Source organism: Stenotrophomonas sp. YJH_SMC_32 (genome assembly GCF_059369975.1).
The window spans coordinates 1-25,312 of record NZ_JCAFTE010000014.1; the positions used below are offsets into that span (position 1 = coordinate 1).

Below are 25,312 nucleotides of genomic sequence, written 5' to 3' on the forward strand. Positions count from 1 at the left end.
CGAAAGGAAAGCCCTTCAAGGTCGTCATGTGTGCGGTGATGCGCAAGCTCATCCATCTGGTTTGGGGCGTACTGAAAAGCGGCCGCCCATTTGAGCCTGACGGCGCCCTTGCCTAGGCAAGGGCAACACGGTATCTACAACAGCCCGTCAGCGCAGGAACGGCGTCACCTTGTGCTTGAGCAGCTCGATCAGCACCGGGTCCATGTACTCGTAGTCGTCCGGAATATCCAGGCAGATCACTCGCTTGCCGTTCAACCACGCCTTGTAGCGGCTGGACAGCCGGTTGCGGTGGGCGCGCTCCATCACGAACACCAGGTCGGCCCACTGCAGCAGCTCGGGGCTGAGCACTTCCTCGGCATCGGCCAGCAACCCGGCCGAGGCGGTCTCGATACCCGGCCAATCGGCGAATACCTGCTCGGCCGTCGGGCTGCGCAGGCGGTTCTGACTGCAGAGGAAGAGCACGTTGCGGGTCATGGCCGCAGCCTAATCGGGGTCGGATCCCTTTTCCAACGGAAAAGGGCTCTGACCCCAACAGGGTGCTTTCAGACAAGTTGCATGGTCGGATGACCGTTCAAGGGGCCACCATGTGCTTTTGCCACCGTCCAGATGCCCATGATCACCAAGGATGACCTGTTAACGTCGTTCGGAGAGGTGGTCGAAGTCCACGGCTGCTACTTCAGCAAGTACGTAGTCGCGACGTACGTACTCTACTGCTGCGTGAGGAACGCCAAGGGACATGACCTCGCGATCGCGTCCAAGAATGTCGATGATCCGGAATTCGCCGCCAGCGTTGTACTGAACGCACCGCACCATCTTTCACATGATGGGCCAACGATCTTCGAGATTCCTTCCAACGCCTATGGGTTCACTCATGCGATGGCGGTTCCCAGCACCTATCACGGACTTCTGAATCGGATCGAGAAGCGCACGGGGCTGTTCCTATGCCTGCCGATCTTCCGGTGTGAGTTCAACGGCAACGAATCAGCAGAGGACTTCAAGTGGTCCACACATCACATCGTTGACGTCAACAACTGGCATAGGACCAGGCAGCCGAAGATAAGCGTGTACCTCGACAATCCTCGCACTGGCGGCGGAACGGACAAGGACGGCGCCATCGTGAGCCTGGAGACGTTAATGGCCGAGATCGACAACCTCAACGGAGTGAGCAGCGGCTTCATCGAGATCACCAACTATCGCAATGAGGTGATCGAGGTGTTGTCGCCGGAGGAAGGTCACTACGTATTGATCCGCAACCGCCAGGACGAAGAAGCGATGGACCGAGCGCGGTTGGTGGCAGCCGTAGAGACGTTCACCACCGGCTGACGACCGACCGCGTTTGTAGAGCCGAGCCCAAGCTCGGCTGGGTTTTCCCGGTACAAGCAGCCGAGCATAGGCTCGGCTCTACAGGTATCCCGTTCCTCGACGGTGATCAGATCACCGTCAGGTTGGCGTAGGCCATCACCAGCCACTTGCTGCCGGCGTCGGCAAACTCGACCTGCACGCGGGCGTGGGCGCCGTTGCCTTCGTAGTCGGTCACCATGCCTTCGCCGAACTTGGGATGGGTGACCAGTGCGCCGAGCTTGATCGGTGGCAACTCGATGGAGGCATGGCCCATCACCCGGCTGCTGCCCAGCGAGGCCGGACGCGAGACCTGCACCTTCGGGCGCACTTCGTGCAGCAGCTCGCGCGGAATCTCGCGCAGGAAGCGCGATGGCAGGCTGTAGTTGTCCTGGCCGTGGATGCGGCGCGATTCGGCATAGCTCAGCACCAGTTTCTGGCGCGCGCGGGTAATGCCCACGTAGGCCAGCCGACGCTCTTCTTCCAGACGCCCACTTTCCTCCAGCGAACGTGCGCTGGGGAACAGGCCTTCCTCCAGGCCGGCCAGGAACACCAGCGGGAATTCCAGGCCCTTGGCCGAGTGCAGGGTCATCAGCTGCACGCCGTCCTCGCCCGCCTGCGCCTGGCCTTCACCGGCCTCCAGCGCGGCGTAAGCCAGGAACGCGACCAGCTCGTCCATGTCCTCGCCCACTTCCTCGATGTCGTCGGCGCGGCGCACGAAGCGCGAAGCGACCGAGACCAGTTCGTCGAGGTTGTCGGTGCGCGATTCCGAATCCAGCGAATTGCGGCTTTCCTTGCTCCAGTGCTCGCGCAGCTGCGAGCGGGCCAGCACGTGGTCCACGCGCTCGGCCAGGGTCATGTGCACGGTCTGCGCCTGCAGCTCGTTGACCAGCCCCAGGAAGCCGGCCAGTGCATTGCGCGCGCGTGCGGCCAGCGCGTTGCCCTGGGTGACCAGCATCGTTGCTTCCCACAGCGAGATGCCCTGGGCGCGCGCCTCGCGGCGCACTTCGTCCAGCGTGCGGTCGCCGATGCCCCGGGTAGGCGTGTTGACCGCGCGCTCGAAAGCGGCGTCATCATTGCGGTTGGACAGCAGGCGCAGGTAGGCCAGCGCGTCCTTGATTTCGGCACGCTCGAAGAAGCGCATGCCGCCGTACACGCGATAGGGCACCTGTTCGCTCAGCAGCGCCTCTTCAAGCGCGCGCGACTGTGCGTTGCTGCGGTAGAGCACGGCCACTTCGGTGTAGCTGCCACCGTCGCGCACCCACTGGCGGGCACGCTCGACGATGTAGCGCGCCTCGTCCATCTCGTTGTACGCCGCGTACAGGTCGATCGGTTCACCGTCGCCGCTGTCGGTCCACAGCTGCTTGCCGATGCGGTCCGGGTTGTGCGCGATCACCGCGTTGGCGGCGCCGAGGATGTTGGCGGTGGAGCGGTAGTTCTGCTCCAGGCGGATGGTCTGCGCGCCCGGGAAATCGCGCAGGAAGCCCTGCACGTTCTCGACCTTGGCGCCGCGCCAGCCGTAGATGGCCTGGTCATCGTCGCCGACCACGAACACGTGGCCGGAATCACCGGCCAGCACGCGCACGAAGGCGTACTGGATGGCGTTGGTGTCCTGGAACTCGTCCACCAGGATCTCGCGGAAGCGGGCGCGGTAGTGCGACAGCAGCGCCGGGTTGTCGCGCAGCAGTTCATGCGCGCGCAGCAGCAGCTCGGCGAAGTCGACCAGGCCGGCGCGGTCGCAGCGCGCCTGATACTCGATGTAGGCCTGGCGCATGGTTTCCAGCCACGCGTCGTGCGGTTCGGGCTGGATGTGCTGCGGGCGGCGGCCCTCGTCCTTCTGCGCGTTGATCCACCACGCGATCTGCTTGGGCGGGTACTTGCCGTCGTCCAGCTCCAGCGCCTGCACCACGCGCTTGACCAGCCGCAGCTGGTCGTCCGAATCCATCACCTGGAAGCCTTCGGGCAGCTTCGCGTCCTGCCAGTGCAGGCGCAGCAGGCGGTTGGCCAGGCCGTGGAAGGTACCGATCCACATGCCACGGCTGCCATGGGGCAACTGTGCATCGATGCGGTGGCGCATCTCGCCGGCCGCCTTGTTGGTGAAGGTCACCGCGAAAATGCCGTGGGTCGGCACGCCGTCGACTTCATGCAGCCAGGCGATGCGGTGGGTGAGTACGCGGGTCTTGCCGGAACCGGCACCGGCCAGCACCAGGTGGTGACCGGGGGGAGCGGAGACGGCTTCGCGCTGGGCCGGGTTCAGGCCATCAAGCAGGTGGGAGACATCCATGCCCCCATTTTACGGCATCGCCGTCGCGGCTCCTGCGACCACCTGGGTGGCCAGTGCCTGCGCCTGCTGACGCAGTTCAGGCACCGCCAGGCTTTCCCACAGGCTGCCGATGCGCAGGCTGCCGAGCACGCCCAGCCGTGCCTGCGGCTGGCCACTGGCGCTGCGCAGGCGGTCGCCCGGCACCGTGCTGTCCAGGCCCAGCCCATGCGGCCCGGGGCGGGCCAGGCCCTCGGCCTGCAGCTGCTGCAGCAACGGATTGCGCAGCGCACTGGCGCGGGTTTCCACGCCGGTGGCGTTGACAACGCCGCTGATCGTCCAGTGCTGTTCATTGCCGTTGGCTTCGCGACCCGACAGCCGCAGGGCATCGCCTTCGCGGCGGACGCGTTGCAGGCGGGACCGGTGAATGCGCAGTTGGCCGCTTTCGATCAGCGCCTGCAGCTGTGCGTCGACCTCTTCGGCGATGCGGTGGCGATGCACGTCCCAGTAGCGCACCACATGACGCAGGAAGCGGCGCTGGTCGGCCGCGTCGAGGCTGCACCACAGCGCCTGTCCATGCGGACGGATGCGGTCCATCACGCCCTGCCACGGCAGCCCGTCGGCCTGCGCCTGGCGAGCGAACCCGCGCAACGCGCGCAGGCGCTGGCGCAGGTTCATCTGCAGCAGCGTGGCCGGGTCGAACGTGGGCAGGCCGCCATGCGCATGCGGTAGCGGCAGCAGGCCATGGCGCGAGATCACGTGCAGCGGGCCGGTGTGGCCGGCGGCAACCAGCGCCAGCACGGTGTCGGCCATGCTCAGGCCGGAGCCGACGATGGCCACGGCCTGCTCACCGGCCAGGGTACGCACGCCGTCGTAGTCCCAGGCCTCGATCACATCATCGGCGGGCAGTGCCTCGGCACCGGCCACCGGCAGCGGCCGCATGCTGTTGCCGGTGGCGAGCACCGCCTGCATGGCGTGCAGCGCCTGGGCATCGCCAAGTGTCAGCCGGTAGCCATGGTCATCCGGCTGCAGGCCCAGCACCGGCTGCGCGATCACCTGCAGCTGCGCCGGGCTGGCCGCAGCGGCCTCCTGCAGGCGCTGCTGCAGGTACGCCGCAAAGTAGTGGCGGCATACGTAACGCTCGCCCAGCACCTCGCGCGCCTCGCCCGGGTAGGCGTTGGCGGCCATCAGGTAGTCGAGGAAATCGCCCGGCTGGTCGGCAAACGCACTCATCTTCGCCGCCGGCACGTTCAGCAGGTGCTCCGGCCACGGCGTGGCATAGGCGATGCCCTGGGCCAGCTGCGAAGCCGGTTCGAGAATGGCCAACGCCAGTGGCGCCTTGGCTTGGCGCAGTACCTGGATCGCCACCAGCACCCCGGCCGCACCACCACCGATGATTGCCAGGTCCAGTTCGCCATTACGCGGTGAATCAGTCATGCGCCGATTGTAGGCCATCGGCGATGACGGGCCGGGTTGCCGAAGCGGGCGATTGCCGCCGCCTCACATCAACGCATCGGCCAGCCGTGCGATGCCTTCGCGGCTGCGCCGCCACGTGGGGCGGCTGCGCCACTGCTGCAGGTCCAGCTGCCGCGACTCGCGCAGGTAGCCATCCTCGATCGCACACAGCTGCTGCACCAGCGCGCGGTCGTAGCAGACCAGGCCGATCTCGGCATTCAGCGCGAATGAGCGGATGTCCATGTTGATCGAGCCGAGCACGGCGATGTCCTCGTCCACGCTCATGTGCTTGGCGTGCAGGAACTGCGGCTCGTACAGCGCGATGCGCACGCCACAGCGCAGCAGCTCGTCGTAGTACGCCTCCTGCGCCCACGAGGTCAGCCGCTGGTTGTTGCTGGCCGAGAGGATCAGCTGCACCTGCACACCGGACAAGGCCGCAATGCGCAACGCGCTGAGCGTAGCTTCGTCAGGCACGAAATACGGCGTGACCATCACCAGCCGTCGCCGTGCCAAGTGGATCAGCGCCGCCACCGCATCGCGCGCATTGCTGTACGGATAGGCCGGGCCGCTTGGCAGCAGCTGGGTGGCGATGTCGTCACTGCACTCGGGCACATCGGCGATCACGTCCAGGCGCTGGCCGGTTTCCATGTACCAGTCGCTGGCGAACACCGCTTCCAGGTGCGCCACTGCCGGGCCACGCACGCGCGCCACCAGCTCGCGGTTCGGGTGGCCGGGCACGAACTGCGGGCCGGCCAGGTTCTGCGAACCGACATAGGCCACTTCGTTGTCGATCACCGCGATCTTGCGATGGTTGCGCAGATCCATGCGCCCGCTGCGGCGCCAGCGCAGGCCACCGGGCAGCATCGCGCGTACCTCGATGTCGCGCGCCTGCAGGCGCTTGCGATAGGCGCGCAGGCCGCGCTTGGCGCCCACCGCGTCGAGCAGCACGCGGCACTGCACGCCGCGTGCAGCCGCTCGCTGCAGGGCCTCGACAATGGCCTCGCCGACCGCGTCATCGAACATCAGGTAGTACAGCAGGTGCACGCGGTCTTCGGCCTGGTCGATGTCGGCAATCAGCGTGTGCAGCGATTCGTCGTAGTCGGTCAGCAGGTCGACGGCGTTGCCGTGCACCGGCATGAAATCGCCCTGGCACTGCACCAGCGGCACGATTTCGGCGCTGGCGGTGTCCGGCTGCGGTGTCCAGCGCAGGCGATGCTGCAGCGCCTGTTCCTCGCGGATGACCTGCGAGGCCTCGGCTTGGCGCCGGATGCGCTCGCGCGACAGCCATGGGTGGCCGAACAGCAGGTACAGCGGCAGGCCCAGCAGCGGCACGAAGCCGACCAGCAGCAGCCAACTGCGCGCCGCCCCCGGCGTGGTGCGGGTGGGGATCCAGCACAGCGCGACCAGCCGGATCAGCCAGTCGATCAGCAGCAGGTACGAACCCAGCAACCACTCGAACAGCATCGTGTCGCCCGTCGGGAGGTGATGGGCCATTCTGCCCAGCGGGATTTGTAGAGTCGAGCCATGCTCGACTGCCTTTCGGCCCGACCGCAGAGCAGCCGAGCGTGGGCTCGGCTCTACAGAATGGCTCAGTGCCGCACCGGCACCTCGCACAGCTGGCGTACCGAATCGGCATGGCGGCGGCCGTTGAGCGCCATGCAGGCAATGGCCTGCGCGGCCCGCTCCAGCTGCGCCTCCGGCAGCGGCGACGGTGCGCCGTTGGCCAGTGCCAGGTGGTGATCGCACAGCAGCAGCGCCATGCCCTCGATGCCTTGCAACATGCGCTGCAGGCGCAGCCAGCCCAGTTCCAGGTCCTGGCGGTGTGATGGGGTGTTCATGCAACCTCCTTCAACGGATCTGGCCACCGGTGAAGGTGGCGGACGATGCGTGGTTGCAATACCGGGAAGCAATCAATCAGCAAACGAACCGGCGGGCGCAAGGCCCCCTCGCACCGTCCGCCATAGAGGCGGATAGGTCACCAACCGTCGCCGGAGGGATCTCCGGCGACGGCGGGCGAGTCTACTGATTGATTGACTTCACGGGATTGCAAGCCCGACCGCTGCAACCGCAGCGGCTCGCCATCATGGGCACGGCCACGCCCGTCGTTCCAATCGATTTGAACCGCGCGAAGCGCCGGAACCGGTAGGAACAATCACTTATCGCATTCAGCCCTTCGCTCCAGACACGGCGCCATTGGCGACAGCGTGCGCAGGGACTGCCCAGTGCCGACCAACGGTCGGCACCCACCCAAAGGGGAATGCCCGAACGGTCGGTACCCACCACCTGGATGCCAAACATGAAAAAACCCGCCACAAGGGCGGGTTTCTTCGCGGGGACCAGCAACCCGTGCGGATTACTTGATCTTGCCTTCCTTGTACAGGACGTGCTTGCGCACGACCGGATCGTACTTCAGGAATTCCATCTTCCCCGGGGTGTTCTTCTTGTTCTTGTCCGTGGTGTAGAAGTGGCCGGTACCGGCCGAGGAAATCATACGGACCTTATCGCGCTTGCCTGCCATGATGCTTTACTCCTCAGACCTTTTCGCCGCGCGCACGCAGCTCAGCCAGAACGGAATCAATGCCGTTCTTGTCGATGGTGCGCAGTGCATGCGCGGAAACACGAAGCTTGACCCAGCGGTTCTCGCTGGCCACCCAGAAACGGCGCTCGTGCAGATTCGGCAGGAAACGACGACGGGTCTTGTTGTTGGCGTGCGAGACGTTGTTACCCGTCTGCACTCGCTTGCCGGAAACCTGGCATACGCGGGACATTGCGCACCTCGATAGTAGTAGTTGTCAGCCCGTAGCCCGGGAGACGGCGGCCTCGATGGTTGCCCACCACACGTCAAGAGAATCAAAGGGTTACGCTGGCGTTGGGCGGCCGGGGACGTGCTCCCGGGGACGCCGCCCGGTAGAAAACCGGACACAGCGAGCCGCGCATTATGCACCGGTTCAAGCACTTGCGCAAGTTACCCACAGGCGGGGACTGACCGGCAGGACCGGGGGCACTCCGCCAACCGGCATACTGGCCCGGACCACTGCGGAGCTTGCCATGCGGCTGCTGGCCCTGACCTACGGAACCGAAGGCGACACACGTCCCCTGGCCATGCTCTGCCATGGGCTGATCGGCGCAGGCCACGCGGTGACACTGCTGGCCGATGGCGGCACCCTGGGCAGCGCGCAGGCACTGGATGTGCCCCACGCGGCCCTTGAAGGTGACATCCATGACGACGTGGTCGCACTGGTCTCGCGTGGCAACGGCGTTGCCGCCGCCAGTACCGGCCTGGCACGGATGGCGCTGCAGCATGTCAGCGGCTGGATGCGCCAGGCCGATGCCGCCGCCGAAGGCTGCGATGCGATTCTGACCGGTGGCCTGGCGGCCTTCGTCGGCATGAGCGTGGGCGAACGCCGCAGGATTCCCGTCATCGGCAGCGGCATGATTCCGCTGACCCCGACGCGCGCCTTCCGCTCCCCGTTCCTGCCGCCCGGACGCTCGCCGGGCTGGTTGAACCGGGCCAGCTACGGGTGGGTCAACGGCCTGATCTGGCGCCAGTTCCGCCGGCCGATCAACGCGGCACGCCAGCAGTTGGGGCAATCGCCGCGCCGCGCGCTGTGGTCCGGCCTGCCGATGCTCTATGGCATCTCACCGCAGCTGCTGCCGCCACCGGCGGACTGGCCGGCCGACCACATCGTCTGTGGCCAATGGCGGCTTCCTGATGCGCCCTGGGCGCCCCCGGCCGATCTGCGGGCCTTCCTTGATGCCGGCCCGCCGCCGGTCTACCTTGGCTTCGGCAGCATGACCGGCTTTGATCGCGAACGCGTGCTGCCGGCCTTGCTGCAGGCGCTGGCGCCACGCCGGGTACTGCTGTTTCCTGGCTGGGTGGGACTGCCTGCGATGCGCTTGCCCGATTCGGTCTTCGTACTGGGGCCGACCCCACACGAAGCGCTGTTCCCGCGTTGCGCACTCGCCATCCACCACGGTGGCAGCGGCACCACGCATTCGGCCTGCCGGGCCGGCATTCCCTCGCTGGTGATGCCGTTCGCTGCGGATCAGTTCTTCTGGGCCGATCGCCTGTGTCGGTTGGGCGTGGCACCGGCACCGTTGTCACCGAAGCGACTGGATGCAGCAACGCTGGCAGCAGCCATCACTTTCGCAGAAGCCGACGCAGTACGCGCGCGCGCGGCGGCCCTGGGCGTGGCGATGAGCGATGAAGACGGGGTGGCCTGTGGCGTGGCGATGATCGAGCGCTGGTTACGGCCGATGTAACAGCGGGCAAGCCTCAGCGCAGGTGCGGAATCACCTGGGCCAGCAGATGGGCATCCTTGAGCGCACCGTGCAGGCCCCGGTTGCCGGGGATGCGCAGGCGCTGCAGCACATCGTCCAACTTGTTGCCCTGGCCGGGCCAGCGCCCGCGCGCCAGCTTCAGGCTGCAGGTGATGCGGCAGTGCTGGGCCAGCGTGCCGGGAATGCCGGCCAGGCGCAGCTCGTTGTCCAGGAAACCCACGTCGAAGGTGGCGTTGTGCGCGACCATCTCGCTGCCGCGCAGGAAGTCCAGCAGTTCGGCGGCCTTGCTGGAGAACAGCGGTTTGCCCACCAGCATCGCATCGCTGATGCCATGCACGCGCTGTGCGCCCCAGTCCACCTTGCGCTGCGGCTGCAGGTAGGTGTGGAACTGGCGGCCGCTGAGCTGGCCGTCGATCAGTTCGACGGCACCGATTTCGATCACGCGGTGCCCCAGGCGGTGGGAGATGCCGGTGGTTTCGGTGTCCAGTGCGACGATGCGATTCATGCGTGGCGATGGTTCCTGTTGCGTGCCGCGATGATTTTCGCATGCCTGCAGCAGGAAGCCCTCCCTGTAGCCGAACCAGTGCTCGGCTCACGCGCGAAGCGCGGGCCTTGAGCGTTGGAGCGAGAAGCAGCCGAGCGTGGGCTCGGCTCTACAGGTGCGTGTGCATCACCCCAACGCTTCCACCACCCAATCGATGAACACCCGCAGCCGCTGGCTCATGTGCCGGTTCGGCGGGAACATCACATGCATCGGCATGGGTGGAAGCCGCCAGTCCTGCAGCAGCGGCAGCAATTCGCCGCGCGCCACGTGCGGCGCGGCCATGTAGCTGGGCAGCGCGACCACGCCCAGCCCCGCCAGCGCCGCCGCCAGATAGGCGTTGCCGTCGTCGAAACCGACCGTGTAGCGGCCCTGCACCTCGATGCGCTCATCGCCACGTTGCGCGCTGAACACGCGTGCGCGACCACTGCGCGGGCTGAGGAAGCCGACCATGTGGTGGTCCGGCCCTTCCAGCGCGCGCGGGTCGGTCGGCACGCCGAAACGCTTCACATAGCCGGGGCTGGCGTGGAAACCGATCGGCAGCGCCCCCAGCGGCCGCGCCACCAGTGCCGGGTCGGCCGGGGTGCCGCCGCGGATCACGCAGTCGACGTTGTCGGCGATGACGTCGACCTCGCGGTCACTGACGCCGATATCCAGCTGGATCTCCGGGTAGCGCGCCTGGAAATCCGGCAGCGCCGGTACCAGCCGCAGCCGCGCGTAAGGCCCCGGCACATCCACCCGCAGGCGGCCGCGCGGCTGGCTGGCTGCGTCACCCAGCCCGCCCTCCACCTCTTCCAGCTCGGCCAGCAGGCGGGCGATGCGCGGGTAGTAGGCCGCACCGTCGGCGGTGACGCTGACCCGGCGCGTGGTGCGGTTGAGCAGGCGCAGCCGCAGGTGTGCCTCCAGCTGCTGCACCAGCTGGGTGACCGTGGTGCGGCTGATCTGCAGGGTCTGCGCGGCGCGGGTGAAGCTGCCGGTTTCCACCACGCGGGCAAAGGCCCGCATCGCCTCGAAACGGTCCATGGCGGGCCATGATTGTTTGGAATTGGCAATCAATCTAGGCCGATCATCGCGGTTTATCCAGACACCGCTGGCGGGGAGGATGGCGTCCTCTCCCACGGGATCTTCCCCATGTCACAGCGTGATGTCGTTTTCCCCGCCGGCCGCCAGGCCCTGTACGAGCGCAACCGCTACTCGCCAGCGATCCGATCCAACGGTTTCCTGTTCGTCTCCGGCCAGGTCGGCAGCCGCGAGGACGGCTCGCCCGAGCCGGACTTCGAAATGCAGGTGCGCCGCGCCTTCGAGAATCTCAATGCGGTGTTGGCTGCCGCAGGCTGCACGTTCGATGACGTGATCGACGTGACCGTGTTCCTGGTCGATCCGGAGAAGAACTTCGAGAAGGCCTGGGCGATCGTGTCCGAGTACTGGGGCGAGGCGCCGCACCCGACCCTGACCGGTATCGGTGTGACCTGGCTGTATGGGTTCCAGTTCGAGATCAAGGTGATCGCGAAGCTGCCGTGATACGGGTAGTGCCGGCCGCTGGCCGGCAACGCGGTGGGGTCAGAGCCCTTTCCGGAGGAAAGGGATCCGACCCCGCGCCCGGTCCACCTGAACGGGAGATTCCGACGAATTCCCGAGGCGGCCATTGATATTGTATCCGGCGAAAACCGCTTGCTAGCCTCCCTTCCATGCGCCGGATCACCCGCCAACTGCGTACGTACCTGATGATGCTGCTGATGGCGGCGTTCGTGGTCGTGCCGGTGGCCGACGTGCTGGCCTGCGCGGTCGAACCGCACGACACCACTGCGGTGCACGTGGAAAGCAACGCCAACGATGCCGAGGGTGACAGTGACAGCAAGCACGCCGGTGCCTGCAGCCACAACCACTGCCACCACTCCAACCTGAGCCTGCCGGCCAGCACCCTCGCCGCCTTCGGTGCGCCGCTGCCGGCGCGCTGGATGAATGCCGGCGACGCAGCGACCTATGCGGTCGCCCAGGATGAATTGACGCGTCCCCCCCGGGCGTGAGTTGAGCGCGTCCCGCGATTGCGGGCTCCCGTTTCACTCACAACCGGAATCCCCCTATGTCGATCCTGACACCTCGGTCGCTGCGTGCGGCCGGGCGGGTCGTCGCCGTGTTGCTGGGCCTGGCCCCGGCGGCATCGGTGATGGCGCAAGCCGCCCCTTCCTACGACACCCTGCTTGAACGCCTGGACCAGCTGCCCGGCACCCGCGTCGGTGCGGCGCTGGCCGAGGCCGCCGACGCGCGCGCCGACCAGGCCCGCGCACTGCCCAACCCTTCCCTGTCCTGGTCGGCCGAGAACGCCTGGGGCACCGGCTCCTATGGCGGCATGGGCAAGGCCGACAGCGTGCTTACCCTGTCCCAGCCATTGGAGGTCTGGGGCCAGCGCGGCGCGCGCGTCCGTGCGGCCCGCGCCGAGGCACAGGCGGCCAACCTGCGTGGCACGCAGAGCCGCAGCGATGTGGCCAGCCAGCTGGCGGTGGTCTACGCACAGGCGGAAAGTGCACTGCGCCGCTACACCCTGGCCGAAGAGGCACTGAGCCTCACCCGCGATGACGCCAACGCCGTCAACGCGATGGTCAAGCAGGGCCGCGAACCGCAACTGCGCGCGGTGCAGGCGCAGAGCGAAGTGGCCAACGCCAACGCCGCGCTGGATGAAGCGCAGGCCTTCCGCGATGCCGCGCTGGCCCGCCTGGCCGGTGCTGCACTGCTGGATGCGCCGGTGCAGTCGATCGGCGACAGCCTGCTCGACCGTGCGCCGCCGCTGCCACGTGGCGCCACCGATACCGCACTGGCGGTGCGCATCGCTGAAGCCGAAGCCGATGCGGCGGGCAAACTGGTCGAGGTGGAGCGCAAGCGCGCCCTGCCCGACCTCAGCGTCACCGCCGCGCAGACCCGCTTCCGAGAGGGCGGCGAGCGTGCCTACAACCTCGGGCTCAGCCTCAGCATCCCGCTGTTTGACCGCAACCGCGGTGGCATCCGCGCCGCCAATGCCGACCAGCGCGCGGCCGAAGCGCGCCTGGACCAGCAGCGCCGCGACAGCGAGGCGGCACGCCTCTCCGCCGTGGCCGGTTTGAAGGCCGCCGGCAGCCGAACCCGCGCCGCCGATGAAAGCGTGGTCGCCGCCGAAGAGGCGTATCGCCTGGCCCGCATCGGCTTCGACTCCGGACGCATCTCGCAGCTGGAACTGCGCAGCACGCGCAGCGCTCTTATCGCCGCCCGCGCCGCCGCCGTGGATGCGCGCCTGTCGCGCGTCGGCGCGGAAATCGATCTTGCCCGCCTTGAAGGGCGCGCACCCTTTGTGGAGGCCCCATGACTCTCTCCCGTACTTTTCCGCTGATCGGCGGCATGCTGCTGACTGTGTTGCTGGCCGGCTGCGCTGGCAACGCGCAGACACCTGCCAATGAAGACCCCGCTGCGACCAAGGCCGGCACCGACGACAGCCATGGCCACGCGCCCGGCAGCAAGGAAGCCAAAGCCGAATCCGCGAAGACGCCGGCAGACACCGATGAAGGCGTGGTACCGCTGACCCCTGAGCAGATCAAGGCGTCCGGTATCGAAGTGGTTGCCGTCGGTCGCGGCGGTGGCGGTTCCACCCGCCTCGCCGGTCGGGTGGAACCCTCGGTCGGTGCCCGTGCCTCGGTGGCCTCGACCGTGACCGGCCGCGTCGAGCGCGTACTGGTCGCGCCGGGCACGGCGGTGAAACAGAACCAGGCGCTGGCCATCGTGGTCAGTGGCGAGGCAGCGGTGTTCCGCGCCAATGCGCTGGCCGCATCCGCCGAAGCCGAGGCCGCACGCCTGGCCTATGGCCGCGACAAGGCCCTGGTCGACCAGGGCGTGGTCGCCCGCCAGGAGCTGGAAGCCTCGCGTGCGCGTTCGCTGGCGGCACAGGCCCAGGCCGCTGCCGCACAGGCACAGGCCGCCGCCAATGGTGCGCCCGATGCCAGTGGACGCGTGCGCATCACCAGCCCGGTGGCCGGCATCGTCGGCAACGTGCAGGTCACGCCGGGCGGTGTGGTCGCCGCCGGCAGTGCGGTGGCCGACGTCGCCGACCCGTCGATGAACGAGCTGGTGTTCACCGCACCGCCAGCGCTGGCGGCGCAGGTCATGCCCGGCATGACGCTGGAAGTGAGCGTGCCGGGTGGCAGCTTCACCGCTACCGTCACCGGTTCGGCCGCCGATGTACGGCAGCAGGGCGGCGTCGCAGTGATCCGCGCCACGCCGGTGGATGCGTCGCTGCCGCCAGCCGGTTCGCCGGTATCGGCCGTGGTGGTCACCGAAGGCCAGGACGGCTCGCTCAGCGTGCCCGCCGATGCAGTGCAGAACGTTGATGGCAGCAGCGCGGTGTTCGTCGCCGTCGAAGGTGGCTTCAAGGCGCAGCCGGTACTGGCCGGGCGCCGTGCCGGTGACCGCATCGAGATCCTCGGTGGCCTGAGCGGCAACGAGCGCATCGTCGGTGCCAACGCCTTCCTGCTCAAGGCCGAGCTGGCCAAGGGCGAAGCCGAGCACGGCCACTGAGGAGGCGATCATGTTCAAGCTGATCATTGAAACAGCGGTGCGCCACCGCTGGCTGGTGGTGTTCATGGCGGCGCTGATCGCCGCCGTGGGCCTGTTCCAGCTGGGCAAGCTGCCGATCGACGCCGTGCCGGACATCACCAACCGCCAGGTGCAGATCAACACGGTGGCCCCGGCGCTGACCCCGGAGCAGATCGAACGGCAGGTGACCTATCCGCTGGAAACCGCGCTGGCCGGCATTCCCGGCCTGACCACCACGCGTTCGCTGTCGCGCAATGGCTTCTCGCAGGTCACCGCGATCTTCACCGATGCCACCGACATCTACTTCGCCCGCCAGCAGGTGGCCGAACGCATGCGCGAGGCATCGGAAGACCTGCCCGATGGTGCATCGCCGATGCTGTCGCCGGTCACCACCGGCCTTGGCGAGGTGCTGATGTGGACGGTGGACTTCACCGCGTTCAATCCGGCCAGGCTGGCCAAGCCCGGTGAAGCCGGCTGGCAGGCCGGCGAGGTCTACCGCACGCCGGAAGGCAACCTGCTGCGCACGCCGGAAGAGCGCGCGACCTACCTGCGCACCGTGCAGGACTGGATCATCGCGCCGCAGATGCGCTCCAGCCCGGGGCTGGCCGGTGTCGATACGGTCGGCGGCTACGTCAAGGAATACGGCGTGCATCCGGACAGCGCCAAACTGGCCGCGCATGGCCTCGGCCTGGCCGACCTGGTTACCGCGCTGCAGCGCTCCAACGTGCAGGCCGGCGCCGGCTTCGTGCAGCGGGCCGGCGAAGGCCTGGTGGTGCGTGCCGATGGCCTGGCGCTGACCACCGAGGATCTTGCACAGGCGCCCGTGGCCACCCGCAATGGCGTGGTGGTGCGCGTGGCCGATGTAGCCACCGTGGAACTGAGCCGCGCGCCGCGCCTGGGTGCAGCCAGCCGCAACGGCCACGAGGCCGTGCTGGGCACCGCGCTGATGATTGCCGGTGGCAACAGCCGCACCGTGGCGCAGGCCGCAGCCGCACGTCTGGAACAGGTGAACACGTCGCTGCCGGCCGACATCGTGGCCGCACCGGTGCTGGACCGCAGTGTGCTGGTCAATTCCACCATCAAGACCGTGGCCCGGAACCTCACCGAGGGCGCGCTGCTGGTGGTGGTGGTGCTGTTCCTGCTGCTGGGCAACCTGCGCGCGGCCACCATCACCGCGCTGGTGATTCCGCTGTCGTTCCTGTTCGCGGTGATCGGCATGAACCGCTTCGGCATCAGCGGCAACCTGATGAGCCTGGGTGCACTGGACTTCGGCATCCTGGTGGACGGTGCGGTGATCGTGGTCGAGTCGACGCTGCTGATGCTGGGCCAGCGCCGCGCCGAACTGGGCCGGGCGCTGACCACGATGGAACGGCTGCGCGTGGCCGCCGATTCCGCGCTGAAGATGGCGCGCCCGGCGGCGTTCGGCCAGCTGATCATCCTGCTGGTGTTCGCGCCGATCCTCACCCTGGAAGGTGTGGAGGGCAAGACGTTCCACCCGATGGCGGCGACCTTCATGCTGGCCCTGGTCGGTGCCTTCCTGTTCTCCTTCACCTTCGTGCCGGCGATGACGGCGCTGCTGGTGCGCGAGCCGAAGCTGAAGGACGCCGATGCACATGCGGACGACGGCGAGCACGAGACCAGGCTGATACGCGTGCTGCGCGCGCGCATCGAGCCGGTGATCCGCAAGGCCGTGGCGCATCCGCGCACGGTAGTGGCCAGTGCGGTGATGATGGTGGTGGTGGGCATCGGCTCGTTCTCGCTGCTGGGCCGCGAGTTCATGCCGACGCTGGACGAAGGCAACGTGGCGATGCAGGCGTTGCGCGTGCCGTCGACGTCGCTGGAGCAGTCACTGGCCATGCAACTGGCGTTGGAAAAGGTGATTGCCAAGCAGCCGGAAGTGGAGACCGTGTTCTCGCGTACCGGTACCGCCGAGGCGGCGATCGATCCGATGCCGACCAACATCTCCGACAGCGTGATCGTGCTGAAGCCACGCAAGGACTGGCCCGATCCGAAGTTGGCCAAGGACGCGCTGGTGGCCCGTTTCGAAAAGCTGGCCGGGCAGCAGCTGGGCAACAGTTTCGAGTTCAGCCAGCCGATCGAGCTGCGCTTCAACGAGCTGATTTCCGGCGTGCGTACCGACCTGGCCGTAATGATCTTCGGCGATGACTTCGGCCAGCTGCAGAAGGTGGCCGACCAGGTGGCGCTGAAGCTGCGTGCGGTGGAGGGCGCGGCCGACGTGCGGGTGGAGCAGATCTCCGGCCTGCCCACGCTGAACGTGGCGATCGATCATGTGGCGGCGGCGCAGTACGGGCTGACTGCAGCGGACGTGAGTGATGCACTGTCCACCGGCATCGGCGGTACTGCGGCGGGCAAGATCTTCGAAGGCGACCGCCGCTTCAACGTGGTGGTGCGCCTGGACGATGCCGCGCGCAACGATCCGGACCAGCTGGCCTCGCTGCCGATCGCCACGCCGTCGGGGCTGGTGATTCCGCTGTCGTCGGTTGCCCGCATCACGGTCAGCGAAGGGCCGAACCAGATCAGCCGCAACAACGGCAGCCGCCGCGTGGTGGTGCAGGCCAACGTGCGCGGTCGCGACCTGGGCGGCTTCGTCGGCGAGGCGCAGGCCGCGGTAGCCGACGTGGCACTGCCGCCGGGTGCCTACCTGACCTGGGGTGGCCAGTTCGAGAACCTGCAGCGCGCGGAAAAGCGGCTGGCGACGGTGGTACCGGTAGTGTTCCTGCTGATCGGCAGCCTGCTGTTCATGGCCCTGCGCAGCGGCAAGGAAGCCATTCTGGTGTTCAGCTGCGTGCCGTTGGCGCTGGTCGGCGGCATCCTCGCGCTGCTGCTGCGGGGCATGCCGTTCTCGGTATCGGCAGCGGTCGGCTTCATCGCCGTGTCCGGCGTGGCGACCTTGAATGGCCTGGTGCTGATGCAGGCGATCCGCGAACGCCTGGATGCCGGCGACCTGCCGCTGCAGGCGGCGATCAATGGTGCCTCCAGCCGCATCCGCGCGGTGCTGACCACGGCGCTTGTGGCGATCGTCGGCTTCATTCCGATGGCGATCGCCAGCGGTTCCGGCGCGGAAGTGCAGAAACCGCTGGCGACGGTGGTGATCGGTGGCCTTATCACCGCCACCGTGCTGACCCTGCTGGTGCTGCCGACGTTTGCGGCACGCGTGGTCAAGCCGCGGGCGGTGGGGTGAGGTGAGAAGGGGTCGGAGCCCTTTCCACGGGAAAGGGATCCGACCCCGTGACCGGGTCGGATTGCCGGCCAGCGGCCGGCACTACCCGGTACCGGTCAGGCCTTCTTGCGCTCGGCGATGTAGGCCTGGATCTGCTGTTCCAGCACCGGCAGCGGCACCGAGCCCTGCTTGAGCAGGGTGTCGTGGAAGCCCTTGATGTCGAACTTGTCGCCCAGCTCCTTCTCGGCCTGCGCACGCAGGCGCACGATGGCAATCTCGCCCAGCTTGTAGCTCAGCGCCTGGCCCGGCCAGGAAATGTAGCGGTCCACTTCAGTGGTCACTTCATGCTCGCTCAGCGCGGTGTGGTCACGCAGGTAGGCCAACGCCTGCTCGCGGGTCCAGCCCTTGCTGTGCACGCCGGTGTCGATCACCAGGCGCGCGGCGCGCCACATCTCGTAGGTCAGCCGACCGAAATCCTCGTACGGGGTTTCGTAGATGCCCATCTCCACGCCCAGCTTCTCGCAATACAGCGCCCAGCCTTCGCCATAGGCGGAGATGTAGGCGTTGCGGCGGAACTCGGGCAGGTTCTTCTGCTCGGCGGCGATCGCGCCCTGCAACGAATGGCCCGGATCGGATTCATGCAGGGTCAGTGCCGGCAGGTTGTACAGCGGGCGCGACGGCAGGTTGTAGGTGTTGAGCCAGTAGGTACCCATGCCACCGCGGCCGGCCGTCCAGAACGGTGCGATGTCCGGCGGCACCGGCACGATGGTGAAGCGGGCGCGCGGCAGGGTCATGTACTTGCCCAGCTGCCCATCGGCGCGCTTGGAAATCCACGCGGCGCGCGACAGCAGCTCTTCCGGCGTCTTCGCATAGAACTGCGGATCGGTACGCAGGAAGGTCAGGAACTCGGCGAAGCTGCCCTTGAACTTCACCTGCTTGATGATGGCGTTCATCTCGCCCTGGATGCGTGCGACTTCCTCCAGGCCGATGCGGTGGATCTCGTCCGGCGACAGGTCCAGCGTGGTGTACTCGTGGATCTGCTGCCTGTAGTAGGCCTTGCCATCGGGCATCGCTTCGGCGGCCAGGGTGGTGCGCGCCTGCGGCACGTACTCGTTGACGAAGAAGGTGCGCAGCTGCTGGAACGCCGGCACCACCTTGCCGCTGATCGCTTCACGCGCCTGCGCCTGCAGCCTGGCCTGTTCGGCGGCCGGGATGCTGTTGGGCAGCTTCTTGAACGGCGCGTACAGCGGCGATTCGGTCGGGTCCTTCAGCTCGGCGACGGTGGCGATGGACACTTCGCGGCCATCCAGCACCGCGCGCGGCACGCTGAAGCCGCGCTTCAGGCCGACGCGCATGTTCTCGGTCTGCTGGCCGAAGTAACGCGGCACATCGTTCAGCCGTGCGATGTAGTTCTGGTAGTCCTGCACGGTCTTCATCTCGCGCCGGGCCATGAAGGACAGGTTGGACCAGAACGAGGAATCGGCGTTGAACGGCATTTCGTAGCCGCGCAGGCGCGTCTCTTCGGCCAGGTTGAACACCTGGTCGCGATAGATCGCGTAGTTGACCTGGTTGTCCGGCGACAGGGTCTTCGGGTCGATCTTCTTCAGTGCGGCCAGGGTCTCGTCCCACACCTTCAGACGCGCCTGCTGCGCGGCCGGGCCGACGTCAGGCATGCGGGTGGCGTTGGCCGGGGCGTCTTCGTCCTCGCTGGCTTCACCACCTCCCTGCTGGCGCCACTTCCATTCCTTCTCGTACAGCGCGCGGAAGGCGGCATCCGCGGGCGATTCGGTGGCCACGCTGGCGGGCGCGGCGGCGGCGGTGGCGGCGGGTGTGGCCACGGCCACGGTGGGGGCGGACAGGGCGATCAACAGGGCAACGGCAAGACGGGTTTTCACGAGCACAGGTTCCCGGGAAGGCAGGCCCCGATCATGGCACCGCCCACGGCCCATGGCATGGGACGAAGGTCCTGCCTGCAGCGCAGGCAGGACCGGGAACCGGCCGCTCTGGTAGATGCCAACCTTGGTTGGCACACAGGGAAACCCAGCGCCGACCAAGGTCGGCATCTACCAGGGCACCGCCGCTGAACATGCAGTAGATCCACGCCATGCGAGGATGCGCCGGGGATTCTGACGGGGGTCAGAGCCCTTTCCTGCGGAAAGGAATCCGACCCCGCGCCCTCAGTGGCTGGCCCTGTCGCGCTTCCAGCCGCGGTGCTTGATGTCCAGGTGCAGGCTGTACAGCGCGGTGAACGCCGGGAACAGGTTCTGCAATACACCCACCGAGTCCTGCTTGGCCGAGAACAGGAAGTAGCTCAGGGTCATCAGGCTGCCGAGCACGCTCATGTACCAGAACAGGCGCGGGATGACGGGTTTGCCGGCGCGCTTGGAGGCGATGAACTGGACCAGCCAGCGGCCGCCGAACATCAGTGCGCCGGTGTAGCCGATCAGCTTCCAGCCGGTCACATGCAGGCCGGTCCAGTACAGCCAGGTCAGGGGCTGATCCAGCCAGTGCAGCTCCAGATCCATCAGCGCTCCTCCACCGCGGTGCGCTTGCTTCGGGTGATCAGCCAGGCTACGCCACGCAGGTCGCGGATGCCGACCAGCGCGCGGCCGAGGTTGTTGTACTTGGACACGCCGGCGGTACGGTGGCGGTGATTGACCGGCACGCTGGTGGTCTTCCAGCCGGCACGCTGCATCAGCGCTGGCAGGTAACGGTGCATGTGGTCGAAGTACGGCAGGTCGAGGAACGCGCTGCGTTCGAACAGCTTGATGCCGCAACCGGTGTCGGGCGTGTCATCGCGCAGCATGCGCGCACGGATGGCATTGGCCCATTTGCTGGCCCAGCGCTTGCTGCCGCTGTCCTGGCGGTTGACGCGCCAGCCGGCGAACAGCTTCACCTGCGCCTCGGCGGCGTCGCGTGCGGCAAGCAGCTTGGGAATATCGGCCGGATCGTTCTGGCCATCGCCATCCAGGGTGGCGATCCACGGCGCGCGCGCGTGCTTGACGCCGGTGCGCACCGCCGTGCTCTGCCCGCTCTGGTTCACATGGTGCAGCACGCGCAGTTCCGGGGTGGTTGCCTTCAATCCCTGCAGCACCGCCAGGGTGTCATCACGCGAGTGGTCGTCGATGTAGACGATCTCGAACGGCAGCCGGCCACGCAGCGCAGCGGTGATTTCGGCGACCAGCGGGGCAACATTGTCGCGCTCGTTGAACACCGGGACGACAACGGAAAGCTCGGGTTGGCTCATAAGGCACTCGGCCAAAGGGGGGACAAAGACCGCGCATTCTCCGAAACCGAGGTTATCCGAAGATGAACCCGGCGGCGTGAGGATCCGTCCTCAGGCGCGATCGCCAAAATACTCGCGGCACCACTGCACCACAGGCGGCAGGCCTTGTTCGATCGGGGTCACCGCATCGAAGCCGAAAGCGTCATGTGCGCGCCGGGTATCGGCCATCGTGCGCACCATGTCGCCGGGCTGCATGGGCTTGTAGACCTTCTGCGCAGGGCGGCCGGCGGCCTGCTCGATCACGCTGATGAAGCGCTCCAGCTCGACCGGCGTATGGTTGCCGAGGTTGAACACCCGGTGCGGCACCGGGCCGTCGGCCGGATGCGCGAGGGCGCCGAGGATACCGGACACAATGTCGGAGACATGTGTGAAATCGCGCTGCATGCGGCCTTCGTTGAACACGTCGATCGGCCGCCCGGCCAGCACCGCGCGCGAGAACAGCAGCGGTGCCATGTCCGGCCGGCCCCACGGGCCATACACGGTGAAGAAGCGCAGCCCGGTGGCATGCAGGCCGTACAGCTGCGCGTAGGTGTAGGCCATCAGCTCGTTGGCCGCCTTGGTCGCCGCGTACAGCGAGCGCGGCTGGTCCACGCGCTGGTCTTCGGAGAACGGCGGCGTGGCCGAATCGCCGTAGACCGAACTGCTGGAGGCATACACCAGGTGCTGCACGCCACGGTGGCGGCACAACTCGAGCATGTTGACGAAGCCGACCAGGTTGCTGTCGACGTAGGCATGCGGGTTTTCCAGCGAATAGCGCACGCCGGCCTGCGCGGCCAGGTGGATCACCGCGGTCGGCCGCACCTCGTCGAACAGTGCGGCCAGGCCCTGCTGGTCGGTCAGGTCCAGGGTGCGCAGGTCCAGCGCCGGACACAGCGCGGCCACGCGGTCACGCTTGATCTGCGGGTCGTAGTAATCGTTGAAGTTGTCCAGGCCGACCACGGCCTGGCCGGCCTCCAGCAGCGCGCGGGCGGTGTAGGCACCGATGAAGCCGGCAGCGCCGGTGAGCAGGATGGTCATGGCAGGGGCCTGGGAACGAAGTTCAGGCCCCTGATGTTACCGGTCTCAGAACAAACCGAAACGCTTCTTCGCCACGTTGGTGCGGCCGGGCTCGATCACATCGTTGATCTGTTTCGCATCGAAGCGGTCGAGCAGGGCGTCGGCGCCCTTCTTCAGCTTCAGGTCCATCTCTTCGGGGTACAGCGGAACCAGGCTCATGAAGCTGATGGTATTGCCATCCTCCAGCTCCAGCGTGGCGAAGTCCTCCGGGGCGGTCACCGGCGGCAGCACGATGGCACCGTCGAAACCCACGCCCGGCGCATAGGGCTCGCTGGGATGGCCGTTGGGAATGGTGTGGCCGAAGCCCAGCCACGTGTCGTACTCGTGCGGCAACCGCGCCATGCCCTTCAGCAGGCGCACCGGCCAGTAGTTGCGCTCATCCTCGAAGGCGTCCTGGGACATCGGCCAGTCGGCCGGCAGGGTCACCATCAGTTCCATGTAGCGCGGCACGTCCGCATCCACCTCGGCGGGCACGGTCATCGGCAGGTCGCTCATGCCGGAGGTGACCAGGCGCAGGTACGGGCAGTGGTCATTGGCCGGCACCACGTGCACGTCGATGTGCACCAGGTCGGAGATGATTTCATGGAAGACACCGGACACCGGGCCCAGGTGGCGTTCGATGTGGGCGCTGATCGCCTCGATGTGCCGTTCTTCGCCGATGGCGAGCACAAAGTCCTTCTCACGGCGATGTACCAGTATCTGGGTGCCGTCCGGGCTGACGTCCTCGTAGTCGTTGCTCATGTCCTGCTCCCTGGATGAGGCCACGGCCGGAGGTCAGTGCATTCCCGGTGCGCGTGGCGGTGCGTTCCCTGTCATTCGCCGGGCGCGGCAGGAACAGGCCGCCCCCCGACGCGGCGCCGGGCTCAGCCCTGGCGCGTGCGCAGTTTTTCCAGCACGCCGTCCAGGGTGTCCAGGTCGGTGTAGTGGATGATCAGCTTGCCCTTGCCGCCACGGCCGTGGCTGATCGCCACCTTGGCGCCGAGCGCTTCGGACAGCTCGGTTTCCAGCGAGGCGATGTCGGCCTGCTGCACCTTCGGCGTGGCCACCGGACGGCTGCTCGGCACCTTACCGGCGGCGAAAGCCTGCGCGCGCCGCTCGACCTCGCGTACCGACCAGCCTTCGTCGGCCGCTTCCTGGGCCAGCTTGCCGGCCAGTTCGGGGGCCAGGGTCAGCAGCGCACGGGCATGCCCCATCTCCAGGCGGCGGGTTTCCAGCAGCAGGCGGATCGCCACCGGCAGTTCCAGCAGGCGCAGCAGGTTGGACACCGCCGCGCGCGAGCGGCCGACGGCCTCGGCGGCCTCGGCATGGGTGAGGGTGAACTCGCTGATCAGGCGCTGCAGCGCTTCGGCTTCCTCCAGCGGGTTGAGGTCTTCACGCTGGATGTTCTCGATCAGCGCCATCGCGATGACGGTGCGGTCTTCCAGCTCGCGCACCACCACCGGCACTTCGTCCAGCCCGGCCAGCTGCGATGCGCGCCAGCGGCGTTCACCGGCGACGATTTCGTAGTTGCCCGCCGGCAGCTGGCGCACCAGGATCGGCTGGATCACGCCCTGCGACTTGATCGAGTCGGCCAGCTCGGACAGCTTGCCCTCGTCCATCTCGCGGCGCGGCTGGTACTTGCCCGGCTGCAGCTGGCCGACCGGCAACTTGCGCAGCACTTCCCCCGGCAGCGGCTCGATCACCGCCGTGGTGGCCTGCACCTGGCTGACCGCGCCCTTCGGGCCCAGCAGCGCGTCCAGGCCACGGCCGAGGCCTCGCTTCTTGGCTGCCGGCTTGCTGCTGGTCATCAGACGGTCTCCACGGCCTTGGTGGCCTTGTTGCGTTCGTTGTTGCGGCGGATGATCTCGCCAGCCAGGCCCAGGTAGGCCACGCCACCGCGCGAGGCCCGGTCGTAGCCGACGATGCTCTGGCCATGGCTGGGTGCCTCGGCCAGGCGAACGTTGCGCGGCACGATGGTGCGGAACACGCGATCGCCGAAGTGCTCGGTGAGCTCGGCCGAGACCGCGTTGGCCAGGTTGTTGCGCACGTCGAACATGGTGCGCAGCACGCCTTCGATCTCCAGCGCCGGATTGAGGTTGGCACGCAGCGCTTCGATGGTTTCCACCAGCGCGCTCAGGCCTTCCAGGGCGTAGTACTCGCACTGCATCGGCACGATCACCGAATCGGCAGCGGCCAGCGCATTGAGCGTCAGCAGCGACAGCGCCGGCGGGCAGTCGATCAGGATGTAGTCGTACTCGTCGCGGATCGGTGCCAGCGCGCGCTTCAGCCGCTGCTCGCGCTCGCTCTGCGCCATCAGCTGGATCTCGGCGGCGGTCAGGTCGATGTTGCCGGGAAGCAGGTCGTAGCCTTCGGCGGTCTGCACGCGTACATCGGCGGCGCTGGACTCGCCCAGCAGCAGATCGTAGGTGGAGGCGGCCAGCTCACGCTTGTCCACGCCACTGCCCATGGTCGCGTTGCCCTGCGAATCGAGGTCGACCAGCAGCACGCGCTTGGGTGCGTTGGCCAGGGAAGCGGCCAGGTTGACGGCGGTCGTGGTCTTGCCGACGCCACCCTTCTGGTTGGCGATGGCGATGATGCGGGCCATGCGGGTGTGCCTCGTCGACGTGTGCTGGGACCGGTCATTATGCGTACAACCGGCCCCTTGCGGAAATCGTGGATCGCCAACCCGTTGTTGCACAAGGGGCTGGCGGCGGGAATCAAGGGCCTGTAACAGTGACCAGGTGGCGTTCGCCGGCCAGGCCGGGCACGCTCAGCGGGGTCACCTCGCGCACCTGCCAGCCAGCCGGCAAGTCCGCGATCTCCTCATGCGGGTAGACGCCCTTCATGGCCAGCAGCACGCCCCCCGGCCGCAGCAGGTGGCCACCGACGCGGACGATGCCGGCCAGGGTATCCATGGCACGGGCGGTCAACTGGTCGTAACGACCGGCCTCGTCCAGCGCCTCGGCGCGCGATTCGGCCACGCGGGCATTGCCCAGGCCGAGTTGGCGCACGGCCTCGCGCATGAAGCGCGCCTTCTTGCCATTGCTCTCAACCAGGGTCACCTGCAGGCCCGGGCAGGCGATGGCCAGCGGGATGCCCGGCAGCCCGGGACCGGTGCCGAGGTCGGCCAGGCTGCCATCGGCCACGAACGGCTGCATCGCCAGCGAGTCGAGCAGGTGGCGGGTGACCATCTCCTGCGGGTCGCGGATGGCGGTGAGGTTGTAGGTGCCGTTCCAGCGGTGCAGCAGGGCCAGGTAGCGCAGCAGCGGCGGCGCCAGCGCGGCATCCAGGCCCATGCTGGCCAGGCCCTGTTCCAGCGTGGCAGCCACGCTGGCGGGAAGTGGGTGTTCGCTCATGCCGGCATTATCGCCGGTTTTG

24 protein-coding genes and 1 pseudogene are annotated in these 25,312 nt (G+C 67.5%); 8 read left to right on the forward strand and 17 right to left on the reverse strand.

Annotation, left to right across the window (positions count from 1 at the left end; genetic code table 11):
- Window positions 1-116 (forward strand): annotated as a pseudogene (locus AC5P7S_RS14515) (IS110-like element ISStma4 family transposase); the annotation flags it as partial.
- 31 nt (window positions 117-147) lie between these two features.
- Here AC5P7S_RS14515 and AC5P7S_RS14520 read toward each other — a convergent pair.
- Complete coding sequence (locus AC5P7S_RS14520) at window positions 148-474, reverse strand: low molecular weight protein tyrosine phosphatase family protein (RefSeq protein WP_005420343.1); 327 nt, start codon at window positions 472-474, stop codon at window positions 148-150.
- A 138-nt stretch (window positions 475-612) separates the two neighbouring features.
- Here AC5P7S_RS14520 and AC5P7S_RS14525 point away from each other — a divergent pair, with 138 nt between their 5' ends.
- Window positions 613-1,323, forward strand: a complete 711-nt coding sequence (locus AC5P7S_RS14525) for a hypothetical protein (protein ID WP_242441380.1) — start codon at window positions 613-615, stop codon at window positions 1,321-1,323.
- Between the two features lie 106 nt (window positions 1,324-1,429).
- On the opposite strand, the gene uvrD is transcribed toward AC5P7S_RS14525, so the two are convergent.
- From uvrD to rpmB, 6 genes are all read right to left on the reverse strand, one after another.
- Window positions 1,430-3,622: a DNA helicase II gene (gene uvrD, locus AC5P7S_RS14530; RefSeq protein ID WP_005420345.1), complete on the reverse strand. Its 2,193-nt coding sequence runs from the start codon at window positions 3,620-3,622 to the stop codon at window positions 1,430-1,432.
- 9 nt (window positions 3,623-3,631) lie between these two features.
- Window positions 3,632-5,053: an FAD/NAD(P)-binding protein gene (locus AC5P7S_RS14535; protein ID WP_095378557.1), complete on the reverse strand. Its 1,422-nt coding sequence runs from the start codon at window positions 5,051-5,053 to the stop codon at window positions 3,632-3,634.
- Between the two features lie 45 nt (window positions 5,054-5,098).
- Window positions 5,099-6,517, reverse strand: a complete 1,419-nt coding sequence (cls, locus tag AC5P7S_RS14540; protein WP_095378554.1) for a cardiolipin synthase — start codon at window positions 6,515-6,517, stop codon at window positions 5,099-5,101.
- A 125-nt stretch (window positions 6,518-6,642) separates the two neighbouring features.
- Window positions 6,643-6,891 (reverse strand): hypothetical protein, encoded by a 249-nt coding sequence (locus AC5P7S_RS14545; RefSeq protein WP_005420350.1) that lies wholly within the window; start codon window positions 6,889-6,891, stop codon window positions 6,643-6,645.
- Window positions 6,892-7,406: 515 nt separating this feature from the next.
- On the reverse strand, window positions 7,407-7,574 hold the full coding sequence (gene rpmG, locus AC5P7S_RS14550) for a 50S ribosomal protein L33 (RefSeq protein WP_169411268.1): 168 nt from the start codon (window positions 7,572-7,574) through the stop codon (window positions 7,407-7,409).
- 10 nt (window positions 7,575-7,584) lie between these two features.
- Window positions 7,585-7,821 carry a 50S ribosomal protein L28 gene (rpmB, locus tag AC5P7S_RS14555; protein ID WP_005411638.1) on the reverse strand — a complete coding sequence of 79 codons (237 nt, stop codon included), beginning with the start codon at window positions 7,819-7,821 and terminating at the stop codon, window positions 7,585-7,587.
- Window positions 7,822-8,101: 280 nt separating this feature from the next.
- Here rpmB and AC5P7S_RS14560 point away from each other — a divergent pair, with 280 nt between their 5' ends.
- A complete protein-coding gene (locus AC5P7S_RS14560) occupies window positions 8,102-9,316 on the forward strand; it encodes a nucleotide disphospho-sugar-binding domain-containing protein (protein ID WP_005420352.1) in 1,215 nt (404 codons plus the stop codon).
- 13 nt (window positions 9,317-9,329) lie between these two features.
- On the opposite strand, the gene dnaQ is transcribed toward AC5P7S_RS14560, so the two are convergent.
- Window positions 9,330-9,839, reverse strand: a complete 510-nt coding sequence (gene dnaQ / locus AC5P7S_RS14565) for a DNA polymerase III subunit epsilon (RefSeq protein WP_005420353.1) — start codon at window positions 9,837-9,839, stop codon at window positions 9,330-9,332.
- Window positions 9,840-10,004: 165 nt separating this feature from the next.
- The gene (locus tag AC5P7S_RS14570) at window positions 10,005-10,898 is read right to left on the reverse strand and encodes a LysR family transcriptional regulator (RefSeq protein WP_095378552.1); all 894 of its coding nucleotides are present in this window, start codon (window positions 10,896-10,898) and stop codon (window positions 10,005-10,007) included.
- Window positions 10,899-11,006: 108 nt separating this feature from the next.
- Between AC5P7S_RS14570 and AC5P7S_RS14575 the strand changes: the two genes are divergently transcribed.
- The 5 genes from AC5P7S_RS14575 (at window position 11,007) to AC5P7S_RS14595 (ending at window position 17,634) form a co-directional block, all read left to right on the forward strand.
- Window positions 11,007-11,396 (forward strand): RidA family protein, encoded by a 390-nt coding sequence (locus tag AC5P7S_RS14575; protein ID WP_095378549.1) that lies wholly within the window; start codon window positions 11,007-11,009, stop codon window positions 11,394-11,396.
- 167 nt (window positions 11,397-11,563) lie between these two features.
- On the forward strand, window positions 11,564-11,902 hold the full coding sequence (locus AC5P7S_RS14580; RefSeq protein WP_053498807.1) for a hypothetical protein: 339 nt from the start codon (window positions 11,564-11,566) through the stop codon (window positions 11,900-11,902).
- Between the two features lie 56 nt (window positions 11,903-11,958).
- Entirely contained in the window at window positions 11,959-13,212 is a 1,254-nt protein-coding gene (locus tag AC5P7S_RS14585; RefSeq protein ID WP_095378547.1) for a TolC family protein, read from the forward strand.
- Complete coding sequence (locus AC5P7S_RS14590) at window positions 13,209-14,414, forward strand: efflux RND transporter periplasmic adaptor subunit (protein ID WP_171954839.1); 1,206 nt, start codon at window positions 13,209-13,211, stop codon at window positions 14,412-14,414. Before AC5P7S_RS14585 ends, AC5P7S_RS14590 begins: the two co-directional genes overlap by 4 nt.
- Before the next feature lie 10 nt (window positions 14,415-14,424).
- The gene (locus tag AC5P7S_RS14595; RefSeq protein WP_095378543.1) at window positions 14,425-17,634 is read left to right on the forward strand and encodes an efflux RND transporter permease subunit; all 3,210 of its coding nucleotides are present in this window, start codon (window positions 14,425-14,427) and stop codon (window positions 17,632-17,634) included.
- Window positions 17,635-17,729: 95 nt separating this feature from the next.
- Here the strand turns inward: AC5P7S_RS14595 and AC5P7S_RS14600 are convergent, their stop codons facing one another.
- From AC5P7S_RS14600 to rsmG, 8 genes are all read right to left on the reverse strand, one after another.
- Window positions 17,730-19,508, reverse strand: a complete 1,779-nt coding sequence (locus AC5P7S_RS14600; protein ID WP_095378563.1) for a DUF885 domain-containing protein — start codon at window positions 19,506-19,508, stop codon at window positions 17,730-17,732.
- A gap of 282 nt (window positions 19,509-19,790) precedes the next feature.
- Window positions 19,791-20,138: a lipid-A-disaccharide synthase N-terminal domain-containing protein gene (locus tag AC5P7S_RS14605; RefSeq protein WP_005420378.1), complete on the reverse strand. Its 348-nt coding sequence runs from the start codon at window positions 20,136-20,138 to the stop codon at window positions 19,791-19,793.
- Complete coding sequence (locus AC5P7S_RS14610; protein ID WP_005420380.1) at window positions 20,138-20,860, reverse strand: glycosyltransferase family 2 protein; 723 nt, start codon at window positions 20,858-20,860, stop codon at window positions 20,138-20,140. The genes AC5P7S_RS14605 and AC5P7S_RS14610 overlap by 1 nt, the downstream gene beginning before the upstream one ends.
- 90 nt (window positions 20,861-20,950) lie before the next feature.
- Window positions 20,951-21,916 (reverse strand): NAD-dependent epimerase/dehydratase family protein, encoded by a 966-nt coding sequence (locus tag AC5P7S_RS14615; RefSeq protein WP_005420382.1) that lies wholly within the window; start codon window positions 21,914-21,916, stop codon window positions 20,951-20,953.
- A gap of 45 nt (window positions 21,917-21,961) precedes the next feature.
- Window positions 21,962-22,696, reverse strand: a complete 735-nt coding sequence (locus AC5P7S_RS14620; RefSeq protein ID WP_005420384.1) for a suppressor of fused domain protein — start codon at window positions 22,694-22,696, stop codon at window positions 21,962-21,964.
- Between the two features lie 122 nt (window positions 22,697-22,818).
- Window positions 22,819-23,742 (reverse strand): ParB/RepB/Spo0J family partition protein, encoded by a 924-nt coding sequence (locus tag AC5P7S_RS14625; RefSeq protein WP_049415931.1) that lies wholly within the window; start codon window positions 23,740-23,742, stop codon window positions 22,819-22,821.
- The gene (locus AC5P7S_RS14630; protein WP_005420387.1) at window positions 23,742-24,539 is read right to left on the reverse strand and encodes a ParA family protein; all 798 of its coding nucleotides are present in this window, start codon (window positions 24,537-24,539) and stop codon (window positions 23,742-23,744) included. Before AC5P7S_RS14630 ends, AC5P7S_RS14625 begins: the two co-directional genes overlap by 1 nt.
- 112 nt (window positions 24,540-24,651) lie before the next feature.
- Complete coding sequence (gene rsmG / locus AC5P7S_RS14635) at window positions 24,652-25,290, reverse strand: 16S rRNA (guanine(527)-N(7))-methyltransferase RsmG (RefSeq protein WP_005420388.1); 639 nt, start codon at window positions 25,288-25,290, stop codon at window positions 24,652-24,654.
- Window positions 25,291-25,312 lie beyond the last annotated feature (22 nt).

Coding starts and splice junctions, on each gene's coding strand:
- AC5P7S_RS14520 (WP_005420343.1), bottom strand. CDS start 474: ATGACCCGCAACGTGCTCTTCCTCTGCAGTCAGAACCGCCTGCGCAGC.
- AC5P7S_RS14525 (WP_242441380.1), top strand. CDS start 613: ATGATCACCAAGGATGACCTGTTAACGTCGTTCGGAGAGGTGGTCGAA.
- uvrD (WP_005420345.1), bottom strand. CDS start 3,622: ATGGATGTCTCCCACCTGCTTGATGGCCTGAACCCGGCCCAGCGCGAA.
- AC5P7S_RS14535 (WP_095378557.1), bottom strand. CDS start 5,053: ATGGCCTACAATCGGCGCATGACTGATTCACCGCGTAATGGCGAACTG.
- cls (WP_095378554.1), bottom strand. CDS start 6,517: ATGCTGTTCGAGTGGTTGCTGGGTTCGTACCTGCTGCTGATCGACTGG.
- AC5P7S_RS14545 (WP_005420350.1), bottom strand. CDS start 6,891: ATGAACACCCCATCACACCGCCAGGACCTGGAACTGGGCTGGCTGCGC.
- rpmB (WP_005411638.1), bottom strand. CDS start 7,821: ATGTCCCGCGTATGCCAGGTTTCCGGCAAGCGAGTGCAGACGGGTAAC.
- AC5P7S_RS14560 (WP_005420352.1), top strand. CDS start 8,102: ATGCGGCTGCTGGCCCTGACCTACGGAACCGAAGGCGACACACGTCCC.
- dnaQ (WP_005420353.1), bottom strand. CDS start 9,839: ATGAATCGCATCGTCGCACTGGACACCGAAACCACCGGCATCTCCCAC.
- AC5P7S_RS14570 (WP_095378552.1), bottom strand. CDS start 10,898: ATGGACCGTTTCGAGGCGATGCGGGCCTTTGCCCGCGTGGTGGAAACC.
- AC5P7S_RS14575 (WP_095378549.1), top strand. CDS start 11,007: ATGTCACAGCGTGATGTCGTTTTCCCCGCCGGCCGCCAGGCCCTGTAC.
- AC5P7S_RS14580 (WP_053498807.1), top strand. CDS start 11,564: ATGCGCCGGATCACCCGCCAACTGCGTACGTACCTGATGATGCTGCTG.
- AC5P7S_RS14585 (WP_095378547.1), top strand. CDS start 11,959: ATGTCGATCCTGACACCTCGGTCGCTGCGTGCGGCCGGGCGGGTCGTC.
- AC5P7S_RS14590 (WP_171954839.1), top strand. CDS start 13,209: ATGACTCTCTCCCGTACTTTTCCGCTGATCGGCGGCATGCTGCTGACT.
- AC5P7S_RS14595 (WP_095378543.1), top strand. CDS start 14,425: ATGTTCAAGCTGATCATTGAAACAGCGGTGCGCCACCGCTGGCTGGTG.
- AC5P7S_RS14605 (WP_005420378.1), bottom strand. CDS start 20,138: ATGGATCTGGAGCTGCACTGGCTGGATCAGCCCCTGACCTGGCTGTAC.
- AC5P7S_RS14610 (WP_005420380.1), bottom strand. CDS start 20,860: ATGAGCCAACCCGAGCTTTCCGTTGTCGTCCCGGTGTTCAACGAGCGC.
- AC5P7S_RS14615 (WP_005420382.1), bottom strand. CDS start 21,916: ATGACCATCCTGCTCACCGGCGCTGCCGGCTTCATCGGTGCCTACACC.
- AC5P7S_RS14620 (WP_005420384.1), bottom strand. CDS start 22,696: ATGAGCAACGACTACGAGGACGTCAGCCCGGACGGCACCCAGATACTG.
- AC5P7S_RS14625 (WP_049415931.1), bottom strand. CDS start 23,742: ATGACCAGCAGCAAGCCGGCAGCCAAGAAGCGAGGCCTCGGCCGTGGC.
- AC5P7S_RS14630 (WP_005420387.1), bottom strand. CDS start 24,539: ATGGCCCGCATCATCGCCATCGCCAACCAGAAGGGTGGCGTCGGCAAG.
- rsmG (WP_005420388.1), bottom strand. CDS start 25,290: ATGAGCGAACACCCACTTCCCGCCAGCGTGGCTGCCACGCTGGAACAG.